Source organism: Enterobacter pseudoroggenkampii (assembly GCF_026420145.1).
GTDB lineage: Bacteria > Pseudomonadota > Gammaproteobacteria > Enterobacterales > Enterobacteriaceae > Enterobacter > Enterobacter pseudoroggenkampii.
Genome location: NZ_JAPMLV010000002.1, coordinates 270,698 through 287,229, shown reverse-complemented (window position 1 = coordinate 287,229; position 16,532 = coordinate 270,698). Strand labels below are relative to the sequence as shown.

The 16,532-nt window shown below is 56.6% G+C and carries 19 protein-coding genes; 9 read left to right on the top strand and 10 right to left on the bottom strand.

The genetic code is table 11. The features are described from left to right. The first annotated feature begins 80 nt into the window (after positions 1–80). From OTG14_RS14585 to OTG14_RS14575, 3 genes are read left to right on the top strand one after another with little or no spacing between them, the layout of a single operon-like run. Positions 81–551, top strand: coding sequence for a MarR family winged helix-turn-helix transcriptional regulator (locus OTG14_RS14585; RefSeq protein WP_024908312.1), 471 nt, complete (start codon positions 81–83; stop codon positions 549–551). After that, positions 548–1,615: an HlyD family secretion protein gene (locus OTG14_RS14580; RefSeq protein WP_267215337.1), complete on the top strand. Its 1,068-nt coding sequence runs from the start codon at positions 548–550 to the stop codon at positions 1,613–1,615. Before OTG14_RS14585 ends, OTG14_RS14580 begins: the two co-directional genes overlap by 4 nt. Positions 1,616–1,619: 4 nt before the next feature. Then, a complete protein-coding gene (locus OTG14_RS14575; protein ID WP_267215292.1) occupies positions 1,620–2,684 on the top strand; it encodes a DUF2955 domain-containing protein in 1,065 nt (354 codons plus the stop codon). On the opposite strand, the gene OTG14_RS14570 is transcribed toward OTG14_RS14575, so the two are convergent. Together OTG14_RS14570 and OTG14_RS14565 are read right to left on the bottom strand one after the other, a co-directional pair. Continuing rightward, the gene (locus OTG14_RS14570) at positions 2,675–3,055 is read right to left on the bottom strand and encodes a tautomerase family protein (protein ID WP_061716020.1); all 381 of its coding nucleotides are present in this window, start codon (positions 3,053–3,055) and stop codon (positions 2,675–2,677) included. The genes OTG14_RS14575 and OTG14_RS14570 overlap by 10 nt on opposite strands. Then, complete coding sequence (locus OTG14_RS14565; RefSeq protein ID WP_061716019.1) at positions 3,055–3,363, bottom strand: carboxymuconolactone decarboxylase family protein; 309 nt, start codon at positions 3,361–3,363, stop codon at positions 3,055–3,057. Before OTG14_RS14565 ends, OTG14_RS14570 begins: the two co-directional genes overlap by 1 nt. 97 nt (positions 3,364–3,460) lie before the next feature. Here OTG14_RS14565 and OTG14_RS14560 point away from each other — a divergent pair, with 97 nt between their 5' ends. Next, on the top strand, positions 3,461–4,324 hold the full coding sequence (locus tag OTG14_RS14560) for a LysR substrate-binding domain-containing protein (protein WP_267215291.1): 864 nt from the start codon (positions 3,461–3,463) through the stop codon (positions 4,322–4,324). Here the strand turns inward: OTG14_RS14560 and OTG14_RS14555 are convergent. Continuing rightward, positions 4,314–5,582: a DUF445 domain-containing protein gene (locus OTG14_RS14555; protein ID WP_267215290.1), complete on the bottom strand. Its 1,269-nt coding sequence runs from the start codon at positions 5,580–5,582 to the stop codon at positions 4,314–4,316. The genes OTG14_RS14560 and OTG14_RS14555 overlap by 11 nt on opposite strands. A 242-nt stretch (positions 5,583–5,824) precedes the next feature. Between OTG14_RS14555 and OTG14_RS14550 the strand changes: the two genes are divergently transcribed. The 3 genes from OTG14_RS14550 to tssD are packed head-to-tail and all read left to right on the top strand — an operon-like array spanning position 5,825 to position 7,191. Next, positions 5,825–6,187 (top strand): tlde1 domain-containing protein, encoded by a 363-nt coding sequence (locus OTG14_RS14550; protein WP_090419189.1) that lies wholly within the window; start codon positions 5,825–5,827, stop codon positions 6,185–6,187. Continuing rightward, positions 6,187–6,699 carry a hypothetical protein gene (locus tag OTG14_RS14545; RefSeq protein WP_267215289.1) on the top strand — a complete coding sequence of 171 codons (513 nt, stop codon included), beginning with the start codon at positions 6,187–6,189 and terminating at the stop codon, positions 6,697–6,699. The genes OTG14_RS14550 and OTG14_RS14545 overlap by 1 nt, the downstream gene beginning before the upstream one ends. After that, complete coding sequence (tssD, locus tag OTG14_RS14540; protein WP_024908304.1) at positions 6,700–7,191, top strand: type VI secretion system tube protein TssD; 492 nt, start codon at positions 6,700–6,702, stop codon at positions 7,189–7,191. It abuts the gene before it with no gap. A 21-nt stretch (positions 7,192–7,212) separates the two neighbouring features. Here tssD and OTG14_RS14535 read toward each other — a convergent pair whose 3' ends face one another. Then, positions 7,213–7,839, bottom strand: a complete 627-nt coding sequence (locus OTG14_RS14535) for a LysE family translocator (protein WP_248272785.1) — start codon at positions 7,837–7,839, stop codon at positions 7,213–7,215. Between the two features lie 47 nt (positions 7,840–7,886). After that, complete coding sequence (locus OTG14_RS14530; RefSeq protein WP_032649933.1) at positions 7,887–8,630, bottom strand: helix-turn-helix domain-containing protein; 744 nt, start codon at positions 8,628–8,630, stop codon at positions 7,887–7,889. 150 nt (positions 8,631–8,780) lie between these two features. On the opposite strand from OTG14_RS14530, the gene OTG14_RS14525 reads away from it, so the two are divergent. Beyond that, the gene (locus tag OTG14_RS14525; protein WP_267215288.1) at positions 8,781–10,151 is read left to right on the top strand and encodes an NAD-dependent succinate-semialdehyde dehydrogenase; all 1,371 of its coding nucleotides are present in this window, start codon (positions 8,781–8,783) and stop codon (positions 10,149–10,151) included. Between the two features lie 45 nt (positions 10,152–10,196). Here OTG14_RS14525 and OTG14_RS14520 read toward each other — a convergent pair whose 3' ends face one another. Both OTG14_RS14520 and OTG14_RS14515 read right to left on the bottom strand, forming a co-directional pair. Next, positions 10,197–10,517, bottom strand: coding sequence for a hypothetical protein (locus OTG14_RS14520; RefSeq protein WP_048992924.1), 321 nt, complete (start codon positions 10,515–10,517; stop codon positions 10,197–10,199). Next, complete coding sequence (locus tag OTG14_RS14515; RefSeq protein WP_047746519.1) at positions 10,517–11,062, bottom strand: YfaZ family outer membrane protein; 546 nt, start codon at positions 11,060–11,062, stop codon at positions 10,517–10,519. Before OTG14_RS14515 ends, OTG14_RS14520 begins: the two co-directional genes overlap by 1 nt. A 411-nt stretch (positions 11,063–11,473) precedes the next feature. Between OTG14_RS14515 and OTG14_RS14510 the strand changes: the two genes are divergently transcribed. Further along, positions 11,474–12,832 carry an esterase-like activity of phytase family protein gene (locus tag OTG14_RS14510; protein WP_267215287.1) on the top strand — a complete coding sequence of 453 codons (1,359 nt, stop codon included), beginning with the start codon at positions 11,474–11,476 and terminating at the stop codon, positions 12,830–12,832. Between the two features lie 289 nt (positions 12,833–13,121). On the opposite strand, the gene yjiA is transcribed toward OTG14_RS14510, so the two are convergent. The 3 genes from yjiA to OTG14_RS14495 all read right to left on the bottom strand — a co-directional run bounded on the left by yjiA (position 13,122) and on the right by OTG14_RS14495 (position 16,508). Continuing rightward, on the bottom strand, positions 13,122–14,075 hold the full coding sequence (gene yjiA, locus OTG14_RS14505) for a GTPase (RefSeq protein WP_090419174.1): 954 nt from the start codon (positions 14,073–14,075) through the stop codon (positions 13,122–13,124). 10 nt (positions 14,076–14,085) lie between these two features. After that, positions 14,086–14,289 (bottom strand): YbdD/YjiX family protein, encoded by a 204-nt coding sequence (locus tag OTG14_RS14500; protein WP_003856610.1) that lies wholly within the window; start codon positions 14,287–14,289, stop codon positions 14,086–14,088. A gap of 65 nt (positions 14,290–14,354) precedes the next feature. Next, positions 14,355–16,508 carry a carbon starvation CstA family protein gene (locus tag OTG14_RS14495; protein ID WP_024908297.1) on the bottom strand — a complete coding sequence of 718 codons (2,154 nt, stop codon included), beginning with the start codon at positions 16,506–16,508 and terminating at the stop codon, positions 14,355–14,357. Positions 16,509–16,532: the final 24 nt, after the last annotated feature.

Below are 16,532 nucleotides of genomic sequence, written 5' to 3'. Positions count from 1 at the left end.
TTCCTGCGCTTTCGCCTCTCGTTTCTTGATACTTACCCTGATAACTATTATCTTGACCGCGTGTGACGAGAGGTTTCCCCATGAGTGAAGAAGAACTGTTCTGCCGCAGGCCGATGGGCATGCGGATGGCGATGATCGTGCGCCAGTGGCGTGCCGTCATCGACGAGGCCATTCTCGATACCGGGTTAACCCAGTCGAGCTGGACGGTGATGATGCAGCTGCATCAGCTCGGGGATAACGTCTCAATGAGTGAGCTGGCGGAGGTGCAGGGCATTGAACTGCCGCCGCTGATGCGCACCCTGACACAGCTGGAAAAGCAGGGATACCTGCTGCGCGCCGTATCGCCTTATGACAAGCGCATCCGGCTTCTGACGCTGACGCCTGAGGGAAAAGCCCTGTTACAAAGGCTCACTCAGGTGATTGAGACGTATCAGGCGCGCGTATCGCAAAACATCGCGCCGGAACATCTCGACATTTTCAGCGCTACCCTGAATCAAATCGCCTGCAATTTGCGGACAATCCGCGAAGAAGATAACAAGACCGAAAAATAATGACCCCTGAACAAAAGTTTGCCCGCTGGGTAAGGGTGAGTATTGCCTCTTTCCTGCTGATGTTTGTCTACTTTATCGTCGCGGATATCTGGATCCCGCTGACGCCGGACTCCACCGTGATGCGCGTGGTGACGCCGGTGTCTCCGCGCGTCTCCGGTTACATTGCGGCGGTACATGTCCACAACAACAGCCAGGTGAAGAGAGGCGATCTGCTGTTTGAGCTCGACGACACGCCGTTTCGCAATAAGGTGGAAGCTGCGCAAATCGCGCTTGAGCAGGCTCGCCTGTCTAACGAACAGTTGGACGCGCAGATCGCCGCCGCGCAGGCCAGCCTGAAAACCGCCGTGCTGACCGCGCGTAACGACAAAGTAACCTTTGATCGCTACCAGAAGCTGAGCACGCTGCAGAACGTCTCGCAGGCAGATCTGGATAAGGTCCGTACGACCTGGCAGAACAGCGAACAGTCCGTCAGCTCAATTCAGGCCAACATCCAGAACCTGCGCATTCAGCGCGGCGAGCGGGACGAGCACCGCAACGTGACGCTGCAAAAATACCGCAACGCGCTGGATGAAGCGGAACTCAATCTTGGCTGGACGAAGGTTTACGCCCAGGCGGACGGCACGGTCAGTAACCTGCAGTTAAGCCCGGGCTTTTACGCCTCCTCGGGCTCAGCCGCGCTGGCTCTGGTGAACAACCAGACCGACATCGTGGCCGATTTCCGCGAGAAGAGCCTGCGCCATACCCGTCAGGGCACCGACGCCGCCGTGGTGTTCGACGCCTTCCCGGGGCACGTTTTCCGCGCCCACGTCACCAGCAGCGACGCGGGGATCCTTGCCGGTCAGGAGGCGGTTAACGGCCAGCTCTCCGAGCCGGAAACCTCCAACCGCTGGGTGCGCGACGCTCAGCGCATGCGCATTCACGTGACGCTGGACGAGGCGCTGCCGAAGCATCTGCCGACCGGCGCCCGCGCGACCGTGCAGCTCTACAACAGCGAAGGACCGTTTGCGCGCTTCTTCTCCGGGATGCAGATCCACCTGGTGAGCCTGCTGCACTATGTTTATTAGTTCGATGTCTATTACTACCCTGGCGCGGGTGTTTACCCCGCACGGCAACATCGTCTATACGGCAAACGACTTTCGCCAGACCCTGCGCATCGTCTTTGCCGGGATGATTGCGCTCAGCATCTCCAGCTTCTACAACACCAGCTACGGCGTGTTTTTCGTGGTCTACCCGATTATGCTGCTGTCGCTGGTGCCGGTGTTTAACCGCCACGTGGCGAAGCAGTTTATCTTCAGCGCCGCGCTAAACTGCGTTGAAATGGTGATTATCATCGGCTATCTGTCGCAGTGGCCGGTCATCATGACGCTGGTGGTGTTTGCCCTGTACGTGATGCGCTTTCGCTTTATGAGTAAAGGGCCGCTGTTTTTGTTCGGGTCCATGGGCGTGGTGTGCCAGAGCGTGATGCTCAACTTTATGAGCTACCCCACCACCAACTGGCACACGCTGCTGTTTTCCAACATCGAAGCGAGCGTGATGGCGGTATGCCTGAGCGCGCTGATGAAATATCTCCTGCCGGACGTGGAGCCCCGCAAGCCGCCGCCGCTGATTGAGAAAGACGACGCCCGCGTGCGCCACGAGTCGCTGCTCTCCGGTACCGTCGCGACGCTGATATTCATCGTTTTTCAGATCAGCGACTTAAGCGATTCGCTTTCGGCGCTGATGGCGGGGATTTTAATCCTGTTCCCGATGCACTATCGCGGTTCGGTGATGAGCTCCATCTGGCGCGTGGTCGGCGTGGTGCTGGGCTGCCTCTATATTCTGGTGGTGCAGCTGATCCTCTACGATCACAGCAGCCATATGCTATTGATGATGCCGCTGATCGGCCTCGGGCTGGCGTTTGGCGCACGACTCCACGTGATGGAGAAGGTGGGCGCAGGCGTGGGGTTCTCCAGCATCACCACCATCGGCATTATGTTCGGGCAGAACATGCACCCGGACACTGACCTGGTGTTCAGCGATCTGTACCGCATCACCTCCGTCACCTTTTCGCTGGTGGCGACGCTGACGATGGTCTTTCTGGTGCACCTGATCCTGAACCGCTTCGAGGCGACGCGCTACGTCATTCAGGGCTGATAGCGTATGCCGCCGCTGAAGCTCCAGTCTTCAGCGGCAGTAAACTGGATAACGACCATCACGTCCCCACCATTGATGCCCATCTTCTCATTCAGTTGCGCAGCCAACTGGCGGTAGAGCGCCGCTTTTTGTTCATCGCTCCTCGGCTTACCGGCCACGATATTGAACAGTATTGCCCCCTCCGTTCTGCCCGGGCTGAGATAGTGCCGATCAACGTATCGATCCCCGGCAGCGAAGCATTCAAAAAAATGAAACCGGTCCTGCGCGGGAACGGCGAAGGTTTCCGTCAGCGCCTGGTGCAGAATGTCCGAAATCTGTTTTTTCTGCATCTCGCTATAGCGGCCACCCGTCATGATGCGAACAAACGGCATTATTGTTTCTCCTCTGCCAGGCAGGTCAGGGCGCTGACGGCTGCCGGCCAGCCTGCGTAAAACGCCAGATGGGTAAACGCTTCGGCAATCTCGTCGTCCGTCACGCCGTTTTGTCGGGCAAAGTCGATATGCCAGGGAAGCTGCGCGGTACGCCCCAGGGCGGCCAGGGCGGCAAGCGTGATCAGGCTGCGATCCCGCGGAGCAAGCTGCGAACGCTGCCAGATATCGCCAAACAGCACCTGCTGGCTGAGTTCCGCCAGCTTAGGGGAGACCTGCGCAAGCGTGTCGCGATTCAGTGTTGTGCTCATTTTTATTCCTCCTGTCGTCTGGAAATCACTCTCGCAGGCTGCCACCATAAATAAAATCACAATGTTCAGGACTAAATGTCCTGAAAATGAGGATGATATGGATAAACGCTTTTCAGCATTAGACCTGGACGCGCTGCGCAGCTTTGTGGAGGGTATTCAATCCACCAGCTTTGCCGAGGCGGCGTACAGGCTGTGTCGGTCCACCTCTGCGGTCAGCGCCCAGCTAAAAAAGCTGGAGCAGCAGTGCGGCGTGGCGCTCACCGTGAAGCAGGGGCGTACGCTGGCTCTGACCCGGGAGGGTGAAATTCTGCTGAGCTACGCCCGACGCATGCTGGCATTAAATGATGAAGCGCTCCGGGCTATCAGGGGGGAGTTGCTGCAGGGCGAGGTGCGTCTGGGTATGCAGGAGGACTTTGGGGAATCCGTGATGCCGCAGGTTATCGGCGATTTTCACAGACAACACCCTGAGCTTCGCATGATCGCGCGCGTCGATCGCAACCCGCCGCTGCTGCGGGGCGTGGCGGCAAACGAACTCGATCTGGCGCTGGTCTGGCAGGAAGGACGAGAAGGCGACTATGTGCGAAGCGAGCCGCTAAAGTGGATTTGCCGGTCCAGCGAGGACATTGAGGTACTTCTGCACCGAGGTGAGCCGCTGCCGCTGGTGATGTTTGACGCCCCCTGCCTCTTGCGAAGCCGGGCTATCGCAGCGCTGGATGCCGCAGGTATTCCCTGGCGTATCGCTTTTACCAGCTATAGCCTGAGCGGACTGTGGGCGGGCGTCAGCGCGGGGCTGGGTATTACGCTCCGCACGCGTATTGGCCTGCCCGAGACGTTACAGGTCGACAGCCGCCTGTTGCCAGATACAGGAGAGTTGGGAATAGCGCTGCATCAGGGAAGCGCCTCCGCCAATGCCGCTATTTCCAGCATGAAGGCGCTGATCCTCAGGACGCTCAATGGATAAGCGTCGGGATTTGCGAGAGTAAAAACAGGATCAGGCCAATCGTCCCGCCCACCAGGGTGCCGTTGACGCGGATAAACTGCAGATCCTTGCCAATGTTCAGCTCAATCTGGCGGGACATGTCTTTGGCATCCCAGCTTTTCACCGTGTCGCTGATGTGGCGTGTCAGGAACGCGGCAAAATCCGGCGCGAGGCGGTGCGCGGCCTGCTCCAGATGCTCGTTCAGCGAGGCCTGCAGGTTCGCATCGTTCGTCAGCGTTTCACCGAACCAAAGCCCGGCGTTGGCGATGCGCTGCTTCACGCGCGAGTCCTCACTCTGCATGTCCGCCTTCAGCCACTGGCGCAGGTCGGCCCACATCTCACCCAGATAGCGGTTAAACGCCTCATCGTTTTTCAGGTAGTGCTTGATGTTGTCGGCTTTTGCCGTCATGTCCGGATCGTTTTTCAGGTTGTCGATAAGCTTCAGCGTGGCGCGGTCAAACGCCTGGCGGATCTGGTGCGTGCGGTCGTGGCTGATATCGTCCAGCAGCGTGTTCACCGCGTTTGACACCATCTCCGCGCTTTGATCGCCCAGCCACTCGGTGGGCAGCACCATCGCCTTGCGCGGATGCTCGGTTTTGAGCCAGTGGACGATCTGGTCGGCGATAAACTCCCGCGTGCTTTCCCGCTGAATGAGGGTAATCAGCCGGTTGATGATGGTGTCCAGCAGCACCTGATGGCGGTTGTTTTTGGTCATGCTCTCCAGCATCACGGCGCTGGTTTCAGTGAAGTCGACCTTGTCGATGGCCTTATGCACCGCGCGTTTGAGCAGGCGTTGAATGCGCCCGTCGTCGGTCAGCTCGAGAAAACCGCTCATCACCTGCATCAGATGCAGCCCGACGCGCTGGGCGTTGTCGGGCTTGCTGAACCAGGCACCAATCATCTGCGCGGGCTCATAGCGGCGGATCAACGCCACCAGCGACTGGGTATCGAGAAATTTCTCCTGCACAAACTGGCCGAGATTGTCGCCGATCCGGTCTTTATTGCGCGGGATGATCGCCGTATGGCGGGAGATAAAGGGAATCGGCACCCGGCGGAACAGCGCGACGACCGCAAACCAGTCAGCCAGCGCGCCGACCATTGCCGCCTCGGCAATGGCCTTGACGCCGCGCACCCAGAAGGTCTGCGGCAGGAACAGGGTGGTGATAAACGCCGCGGCGGCAACCAGCAGCAGCGCCAGCGCCAGCAGCTTGGCGCGTTTGAGTTCAGCTATTTTTTCCATGGGTTAAGGATAGAGGCAAGTGAACCAAAAGTGCAAAACTGGTGTAAGGGGGAGACGCATTCTCAGTGTGAACAAATGTCGTCTATATAAAAAATAGATACATCTAAATTATCTATTATTAATTTTTCTATATTTTTTGTGCTTATTTATTTTCGGACGTAATGTTTTGTGACCGTCGTAGTCATTTTAACGCTCCTGTTAGCCATAAGATAAAGGACTATTTATGAAAGGAGACGGTATCGATGACATGGGAGTATAAAGTTTCGACGGGGGTATTGAGCCATAATGGTGTGTTTGTCGCTAACTGCTACAGCGGTGCGGGTGAATCGAAAGATAAGCCAGAGTGTGAAAGTCAACGAAACAGAGGGCCTATTCCCAGAGGTATTTATTTTACTGCCGGGTGGAATAATCATAAAAGTGCTGAGGCCATTATTCTTGAGCCTATAGCGGGGACCAATACCTTTGGTAGAGATCATTTTCAAATTCATGGTGATAAAAAAGGTCAGCCACCAGGTTCTGCGTCAGCAGGTTGCATCATTATGAACGGTCAGGACAAGCGTCATTTGATTTATGATTCGGGTGATACAATACTGGTGGTGCGATAATGAAGTATATTATTGCGCTATTCTTCTTGTGCTTACCGATGGGTTTATTTGCCAAAAAACACACTCCTGAACAGATCTTGCAGATGATAAACGGCAAAGGCGCCAGGCATGTTGTTGCACAATTATATGCTAATGATAGCGATGAGTCGGAATGGTGGAATCATGTTATCCCAGAGATTAGCAAAGGAAATCAGAAATGGTTAGCTGTCGCGAGTGCTCTTGAGTCGGGCGTGGACGCCAGTACGGCTGAAGACTTAAAAGCAGCGCTTTCTGAAGCTATCCCTCATAATCCTGCAGGCGTTTTAGCCATTTTAAAAGACGATAAGCCCTTACTCACTATTCAACAAATCTGTGCTTTTGCCAGTTATCCAGAAACGGAAGCAGAGGGTAATAAGCTCTTTGTGGATTCAATCAGGGAAATGTTTAAAATAACAACCCCGCAGGGTCAAAGATGTCTCGCCGTTATGATCTCAACTGTTGAACACTCTGTTCCATTCGATAAGGATATGTAAATGGCCATTCCGGGATATATGTCATTAACTGACGATGCGGGTAATAACATAAAAGGCAGCGTGAAAGTTAAAGACCGTGAAAACCAGATTGAGGTTTTAGGGCTCTATCATAACGTAAGCTATAATTATGACCTGCATAATGGCAGAGCATTGAGCAAACGCCAGCATCGTCCCTTTCTTATTGAGAAAGAAATAGATGCCTCCAGTGTTTTTCTCTATAAAGCACTCAGCACGGGCGGTACGTTCAGGAAAGCGACTATCGACCTGTACAGAATCAATGATGCCGGTCAGGAAGAAATCTATTTCACGATAACGCTGGAAGCGGTGAAGGTCGTCACGGTGTTTTCATTAATGCATGACGTGAAAGAGACTTACCATGAAAAACAGGGTCATCTTGAGCTTGTTTTGCTTCGTTATAAAAAGATTACCTGGCATTACCGTGACGGTAACGTTATTCACTCGGATGACTGGGATTATCGGTTAGGGGCATAGAAAACGGCTGATAAGATTCTTTCATATCACCCGCCACAGCACCCACCCGCCAAACCCCATCAGCACCACCCCCGCCGTGCGCTCTATCAGCCACAGCGCACGGCTGAGCTTCTGTTGCACCGCCGATAGCCCCATCAGCGACACCAGAGCCAGATCCCACACCAGCACTACCGTCACCATCCAGACGCCGCAGGTCACCTGCTGAAGCAGCGTCACGTTCGGCCCCAGTAGCGACGTCATCAGGGCCAGATAAAAAAGCGCGTTCTTCGGATTAAGCAGCGCCGAGCCGAGCCCCAGCAGGATCTGCTTTCGCAGCGAAGGGCAGCGCTGACGGGTTTCATTCAGCCTCAGCGCCTGCGGTTGGCTGCGTACCAGATGCGAGCCGATCCACAGCAGGTACAGCGCGCCGCAAAGCTCTATCAGCGTAAACAGCCAGGCAAACTGGCGCAGCGCGCTCCAGCCGATAATGACCAGAACAATATAGAGCGCGTTGCCCGCGGCGATGCCGACGCACAATCCGGCGCTGCCGCGCAGTCGGTAGCGCGCCGCGTAGCCCACCAGCAGGAAGAAGTCCGGACCCGGGCTTAACAGGGCGACAAAATGCGCCAGCGCCAGAGCGAGAAAAGCGGAAGGGAAGAACAGTTCCATAGCAACCTCGGTTAACAATCTGAGGTCAGACTACGGTGATGCAAACGCTATTTATTGTCGGATATTGATCGGCCAGTGGCGTACTGGCGCGGCGTGGCGGCGGTATAGCTGACGAAGGTCTTATGAAAATGGCTCTGGTCGGCAAAGCCGCTCTGGTAGCCCACGTCGGCGATGTCATCCCCGGCACGTAGCCGCGCTTTGGCGAACTCCACGCGGGAGATGTTGAGGAAGCTGCCCGGCGTCAGGCCGGTGTCCTGCCGGAAGGTGCGGATCAGCGTCTCTTTGCGCAGCGAGAATCGTTGGGCAAGTTCGTCAAGCGAAGGCGGTGCGGCCAGGTCGGCAAGAAACGCCTGCCGCACGTGCTGACTGGTTGAGCGAAGCGCATCTGCGTTTTCCAGGCGGCGGGGCAGGGCTGAAAGCAGCGTGTCCACGGAGGCAGGCGACATCGTCTCAACAATCTCAAGGTAGCGCTTAAAGAGCGTACGGTCGCGAATCACCTGGAGCGCCAGAGGAAGATCGGTGTCGATATAGAGCATATGGTAGCTGCGCGGTTGCCCGGCGACGGGGTTGCAGCTGTGCGGCGCATAGGCCGGGATCACAATGAGGTCCCCGGGGTTAAGGATGTATTCTCTGTCATGACACACGCAGCAGGTCTGGCCTTCCACAATCGCGCCGATGGAGAGCTGCGGGTGACAATGACGTTTATACGCCTGCGTGCTCTGCCACGTGCTGCGCAGCTCAAGGCCTGAGGCGCGGTGAAAAGTCTGCCGGATGTGTCGGGTATCGGTCATATGAACTCCTTCAGGACGTTTTTATACCACGTCAGCGAACCGTCTGGCAGCGCTTCATTAAGAACCTTCCGGATATACCCAACTTTACGTCCACAGCCAGTCATGTTGACTACCCTTAATACCCTAAGCGGTAAAACAAGGAGATTCGACATGGCTTATCAGACAGTAAATCCTGCCACTAACCAGCTCATCAAAGAATACCCCTCACATACCGACGCGGATATTGAAGCGGCCCTGAAGGCGGCCGATGCGCTTTACCATTCGGACTGGGCGAAAGGCGACATCAGCCAGCGCCTGCCGGTGCTGCATAAGCTTGCCGACCTGATCGACGAGCGCATCGAGGATCTGGCGAAAATCGCCAGCCAGGAGATGGGTAAGCTCATCGAACAGAGCCGCGGCGAGGTGAAGCTGTGCGCGCAGATCGCCCGCTATTACGCCGACAATGCGAAGCAGTTCCTGGCCCCGGTGAAGTACGACTCTGAGCTTGGGGAAGCGTGGGTGGAGCATCACCCCATCGGCGTGCTGATGGCCGTTGAGCCGTGGAACTTCCCGTATTATCAGCTGATGCGCGTCCTGGCGCCGAACCTGGCGGCGGGCAACCCGGTGATCGCCAAGCATGCCAGCATTGTGCCGCACTGCGCTGAGACCTTTGCCCATCTGGTGCGCGAGGCGGGCGCACCAGAAGGGGCGTGGACCAACCTGTTTATTTCGTCCGAGCAGGTGGCGAACATCATTGCCGACGATCGCGTGCAGGGCGCCGCATTAACCGGCTCCGAAAAAGCCGGCAGCGTGGTGGCCGCACAAGCGGCGAAGCACATTAAGAAATCCACGCTGGAGCTGGGCGGTAACGACGTCTTCGTGGTGCTGGACGATGCGGACCTGGACAAAGCCGTGAAGATTGGTGTGAATGCGCGCCTCAACAACGCCGGGCAGGTCTGCACCGCGGCGAAGCGCTTTATCCTGCATGAAAAGATTGCGGATGCTTTCCTGAGCAAATTCACCGAAGCGTTTAAGCAGGTGAAGATTGGCGATCCGCTGGACGAAAGCACCACGCTGGGGCCGCTGTCGTCGAAAGATGCGCTTGAAACACTGACCAAACAGGTTAACGAGGCGGTGAAAAGCGGCGCCACGCTGCACTATGGCGGCAAGCCGGTGCAGCGCGACGGGAGTTTCTTCGAGCCGACGATCCTGACGAACATCTCGCGCGACAACCCGGCGTACTTCGAAGAGTTCTTCGGCCCGGTGGCGCAGATATACGTGGTGAAAAACGACGACGAGGCGGTCGCGCTGGCGAACGACTCCCACTACGGCCTGGGCGGGGCGGTATTCAGCCAGGATATCGAGCGCGCGAAGAAAATGGCGTCCCGGATCGAGACCGGGATGGTGTACATCAACTGGCTTACCGATACCGCGCCAGAGCTGCCGTTCGGCGGCGTGAAGCGCTCCGGTTACGGACGCGAGCTGTCGGATCTGGGGATCAAAGAGTTTGTGAACCAGAAGCTGGTGGTGGTGCGTAAGTAAGAGGTCATAAAAAAACCTGCCAGCCGGCAGGTTTTTTTAAGGGGATTATTGCACTTCGATCTTGTCCCAGCCGCTTTTAAACATGCAGCTGTCAACCAGCGTATCCCGGCGATATTCATTCGCGTCTTCAACCGTGTAGCTCGTGGAAATATCCTTTTTCTTTTTCGATTTGTCCGTTTTTTCCGAGCTCGAACCGGTCACCACGTTATCCGGGGGAAGGTCGATCAGTGCCTGCGCTTCGCATTCCGTGAGCTTTTTATTCATTTCCACGTCGCTGACGCCCGGTTTCACCCATTTGTACTGGACGCAGCCGGTGAGCATCAGCGTGAGGCTCAGAACGCAAAGCGCGGTCATGCGGTGTTTCATCAGAAGGTGACTCCACCGCCAACATATGCGCCGTCAATAAGCGTATGGTTCGGACGACCGTCTTTGCCATCAACGCTCACGTGGCGGTAGCCCACTTTCAGGGTCACCGGCGCGATCGGCGTCCAGCTTACGCCGCCGTTGGCTTCCACGTAGTTTTTCACGCTGTTGTTCAGCCCTTCTGGCGCCACGTAGCCTTCACCGTACACGTGGATGCTGTCGGTCAGGGCTACGTTTACGCCGCCACCGATTGGGAACGCCACGCCGTTATCGCCTTTTTTCGGGCCGATGTAGATAGCTTTCGCACCTGCGTTCAGCATCACCGGGCCCACTTCCAGGTTGTAGCCTGCGCCCACGCCGCCGGTCTGGGTACCGTCATCGGTGTTTTTAAGCCAGTTGCTTTCGGCATACAGACCGGATGAGGATTTACCCATTTCGAGGTTGAGGTTGGTAAAGTTTTTACCCTGCTCAATGCTGCCGCCCATTGCCAGAGCGGAACCCGAGAGGGCGGTCAGAGCAGAAAGAAGAAGGATATTCAGTTTTTTCATGTTTTATGCCTCGTCATTAAATTCATCTGGGGGCACCTTAACAAGCGATGTTTATGACTGCAAATGTGATAAAAATCGCTGTTTTATGCTGATATTGTTAAGTTTTTTATAGAAGTTGTTGCAATGCTGTTTGATCGCCGGGGTGTCAACGGGTGATGTTTTGGTGTTTAGGAACCGTTTAATTTTTTGACTAAACATAAACTGAACGAAGAAGGGATAGTGATTAGAGGTGAATTAATTGAGTTTCTAATAATTTCCAAAAATATTTCAGTTGTCACACAATACAACACAACCTTACATTTCCGGGCAATGAATATACGTTCACTCGCCCATGCCGGTTGCCTTTCCATGTCATTTTTCTGACACGTTTATTCTTTACGTTGTTGGCTTCACTAACTGGATGCTAACAATATGAAAAGAAAAATTATTCCTGTGCTTATCGGTTGTGCGCTCTCTTTCTCTGGCCTGGCGGCACAACCTACCGCTGAGCGCTATGTCGTTAGCTTCCCTGACGGCTCCCATGTGAAATACAGCGGCGCGTTTGCCGATGCGTTCCCGAACGGGCTCCCGGTGGGGATTGGCTCTGGCCTGCTGTTTACGGGCAAGCAGGGCGATGCCCTGACGTTTGCGACCGTGACCGATCGCGGTCCCAACGCCGATGCGCCAAAAATGGGTAAAAACGAAGCCAAAATTTTTGTCACGCCAGATTTCGCGCCGCTGCTGATGACCATCCGCGTTCAGAACGGCAAAGCGGAGGCGGTTGATGCCCGCCCGCTGCATGACGATAAAGGCGAGATTAACGGTCTGCCGCTGCAAAGCGGCGTGATTGGCTCCACCAATGAAGTGGCCTTCAGCGATACCTTAAAGACGCTCAAGGGTGACAACCGCGGACTGGATACGGAAGGCATCACGCCGGACGGCAAAGGCGGCTACTGGCTGTGCGACGAGTACGGCCCGTTCCTGATTAACGTCGACAGCAAAGGCAAGATCCTGGTGATCCACGGGCCGCAGGCCGCGGAAGGCGAAAAATCCATCGCGGGCGGTCTGCCAAACATCATCAAATGGCGCCAGCCCAACCGGGGCTTTGAAGGCCTGACCCGAATGCCGGACGGGCGGATTATCGCCGCCGTGCAAAGCACGCTGGACATCGACGGTAAAAGCAAAAAGCAGGCGCTGTTCACCCGACTGGTGAGCTTCGACCCGGCGACCGGCAAAACCGCGATGTACGGTTACCCCATCGACAGCGCGGCCTACGATAAAAACAGCGACGCCAAAATCGGCGACATCGTGGCGCTCGATAATCAGCACATCCTGCTGATTGAGCAGGGAAGCGATAAAAACGACGGGATGCGTAACCTGATTTACAAGGTGGATCTCAGCAAGGCGAGCGATCTTTCCGCCTTTGACAAGCCGGGCGAGTACCCGGAGTTTGATGATGAGAAAACCCTGGCGCAGCGCGGGATTACCCTTGGAGCAAAAACGCAGGTGGTCGATTTGCGCGCGCTGGGCTGGCAGCAGGAGAAGGCCGAAGGGCTGGCGCTTATCGACAGCAAAACGCTTGCGGTGGCGAACGATAACGACTTTGGCGTGAAGGTGGCGATGCAAAACCCGGTCGAGGGCAAAAAGCTCAAGGATTATCGGGTGAACGCGGAAGGCAAGCTGACGCTGGATGATAAGCCGGTGGAAACCACGCTCAGCGTGAAGCCGCTGAAGAAGCCGGAGTCCGACAGCGAGCTGTGGATTGTGACGCTGCCGGAGGCGGTGAAATAAGTTTTCTACTTACCCTCTCCCCACAGACTGAGGAATCTCCAGTAATTTTTTTTACTGAAAGCGACGAGAGTAGTTACAAAAATGACGGGCTTATAGCGACGACCTGGTCCGGCTGTAAATCGCTGAGTCGTTTCCTGCAGGCCGGGGCGAGGCGCAGGGATGCGCCGAGAAGGCGGGCTTTACAGGGATGTTACCTCCGCCCTCTCCCTCAAGGGAGAGGGGGCCGTCTGTGCAGGCAATATTTTGTGGGGATCCCTCAGCCCCACAGAGGAGAGGGGATGCATGGCGGCTATTTCTTCAGACCCGCAAACGCCGCCCGAATCTCCTCTTCCGGCAGCTGTATACCAATAAACACCATCACGCTGCGCGGTACTTCATCGCCCCACGGTCTGTCCCAGTCGGCGCTGTACAGGCGCTGAACGCCCTGGAACAGCAGGCGGTTGGGTTCGCCGTCAATCCACAGCATCCCTTTGTAGCGCAGCAGCTTGTCGGCAAACGACAGCAGCAGGTTCTCCATCACGCGCGAAACCTCGCTGATGTCCACCGGGTAGTCCAGTTCCACCACAATCGACGCCACGTCGTTTTGCTTGTCTCCCATAAAGTGGAAGCGCGGTTTTGCGGTGACGTTCTCCTCCAGCATAAAGCCGTTGGTGTTGAACAGCTGAGACAGGTCGATATCGCCGTGCGTCACCGTGTAAATCGGCGCGCGGGAGTTGATGCGCGTCAGGCGCTCGCGAAGCTTAACGCTTTCGCCCGCCACGTCGGTTTTGGTCAGCAGGATGCGGTCGGCGTAGCCCACCTGAGACTGGGCGATGGTGAACTGATTCATCTGCTCATCGGCGTGGACCGCATCGACCAGGGCAATGACGCCGTCCAGCAGATAGCGCTGGCAAAGGATCTCATGAGAGAAAAAGGTCTGAATAATCGGGCCGGGGTCGGCCATGCCGGTGCACTCGATCACCAGGCGGTCAAAGTCGATTTCACCGCGATCGCGGCTGTCGAGCAGGTCCAGCAGGGCGTCTTCCAGCTCGTTAGAGCGGGTGCAGCAGATACAGCCGTTGGTCAGGGTTTTGATCTGCGTGGCGCGATCGCCAATCAGCTGGTCGTCTACGGAGGCTTCGCCAAATTCGTTTTCGATGACGGCGATTTTAAAGCCGTGCTGTTCATTCAGGATGTGGCGCAGCAGGGTGGTTTTACCGGCGCCGAGGAAACCGGTCAGCAGGGTAACGGCAATCGGGGTCATGGTCTCTCCTTTAGCAGCAGCGGACGCCGCCTTCTCCACTTCCGCCGTAGCGCGCTTCCTGACGCTCGCGGAAGAATTCGGTGTAGGTCATGTACGGCTTATCCGGATGGTTGGTCTTCATATGCTCAACGTAGTTGTCATAGTCCGGAATGCCAATCAGCATTTTCGCCGCCTGACCGAGGTATTTTTTTGCTTCGCCTAAGTTACCAAACATAACCTGTCCTGATAAGAAAAAGCCCGGTGGCGCGCAGCGATCCGGGCCTACAGTTACATGCTGGATTAATGGTGTGAAGAGGTCTTCACGCCGCCTTCCGGCACCGGCACGTACGGGGTTTCTTTATCCGTACGGCCTTCAGCGTTACGCACTTTCAACCAGGTTTTGATGCCGTAGAAGATAATGCTGTACACCACCACCAGGAACAGAATGCTCAGACCCGCGTTGGTGTAGTTGTTCACCACGATATGGTTCATGTTGGCAATCTGTTGCGCGGTCAGATCCGCGCCGCCTGCGGCAATCTTCTCTTTGTACTGGTTAGCCATGAAGAAGAAGCCTTCCAGCTGCGGGTTGGCGCTGAACAGCTTCAGGCCAAGCGCCCAGGTGGTGCAGAGCAGCAGCCACAGCGCAGGAACCACGGTGACCCAGATGTATTTAGTGCGCTTCATCTTCACCAGTACCACGGTACCGAGCACCAGCGCCACGGCAGCCAGCATCTGGTTAGAGATACCGAACAGCGGCCACAGGCTCTTCACGCCGCCCAGTGGGTCGACAACGCCCTGATACAGCAGGTAGCCCCACAGGCCGACGCAGCCCGCCGTACCCAGGATGCCCGCTACCAGAGAGTCGGTTTTCTTCAGGAACGGCACGAAGTTACCGAGCAAATCCTGCAGCATGAAGCGGCCCGCACGGGTACCGGCGTCCAGCGCGGTCAGGATGAACAGCGCTTCGAACAGAATACCGAAGTGGTACCAGAAGCCCATGTCCGCCCACGGCAGCACTTTGTGGAACACGTGTGCGATACCGACAGCCAGTGTAGGAGCGCCACCTGCGCGGTTCAGCACGGACGGTTCGCCGATGTCTTTCGCGGTCTGCATGATCTGCTCAGGCGAAATCACGAAGCCCCAGGAGCTGACGGTCGCCGCCGCGTGTGCGCTGGCGTCTTTCAGCTGCGCCATAATCAGCGCCGCGTTGTCACCGCCCATCTCGTGCAGGTTTGGCATGGTGATGCCGAGACCCGCCGGCGGGGTGTTCATCGCGAAGTACAGACCCGGTTCGATGATGGACGCGGCAACCAGCGCCATGATCGCCACGAAGGACTCCATCAGCATCGCGCCGTAGCCGATCAGACGCGCGTCTTTCTCGTTCGCCAGCAGCTTAGGCGTAGTACCGGAGGAGATCAGGGCGTGGAAGCCGGAGACCGCACCGCAGGCAATGGTGATGAACAGGAACGGGAACAGGGCGCCTTTCCACAGCGGGCCGGTACCGTCGATGTACTGCGTTACCGCAGGCATTTTCAGATCCGGGTTGATCAGCAGGATGCCGATCGCCAGACCGACGATAACGCCGATTTTCAGGAAGGTCGCCAGGTAGTCGCGCGGGGCCAGAATCAGCCAGACCGGCAGCAGCGCGGAGATAAACGCATAGCCAATCAGCGCGAAGGTAATGGTGGTGTCCTTGAAGGTCAGCGCCGGACCCCAGTACGGGTCGTGCGCAATCACGCCGCCGAAGTAGATGGAGGCCACCAGCAGCACGATACCAATCACCGACACCTCACCCACGCGTCCCGGACGCAGGAAGCGCATGTAGATACCCATGAACAGCGCAATCGGCACGGTTGAGCAGACGGTGAAGACACCCCACGGGCTTTCGGCCAGCGCTTTCACCACGATCAGGGCCAGCACCGCGAGGATGATGATCATAATCAGGAAGCAGCCGAACAGGGCGATAGTCCCCGGCACGCGGCCCATCTCTTCTTTGACCATCTCACCCAGAGAGGCGCCGTTACGGCGAGAAGAGATAAACAGCACCATAAAGTCTTGCACCGCACCCGCCAGCACCACGCCGGCGAGCAGCCACAGGGTACCCGGCAGGTAGCCCATCTGCGCGGCCAGCACCGGGCCCACCAGCGGGCCTGCACCGGCGATAGCGGCAAAGTGGTGACCAAACAGCACGTAGCGGTTGGTTGGCACGTAGTTCAGGCCGTCATTGTTAATGACCGCCGGAGTGGCGCGCGTCGGGTCGAGCTTCATAACCTTCTGCGCGATGTACAAGCTGTAGTAGCGATAAGCAACAAGATAGACGGAAACGGACGCGACCACGATCCACAGGGCGCTTACGTGTTCGCCCCGGCGTAATGCGACAACCGCCAGACAAAAAGCGCCGAGGATCCCGAGTAAGGCCCAGGGCACGTGCTTAAGTAGTTTTTTAGTATCCATAGTAAGACCTGGTTTTTTATGTAA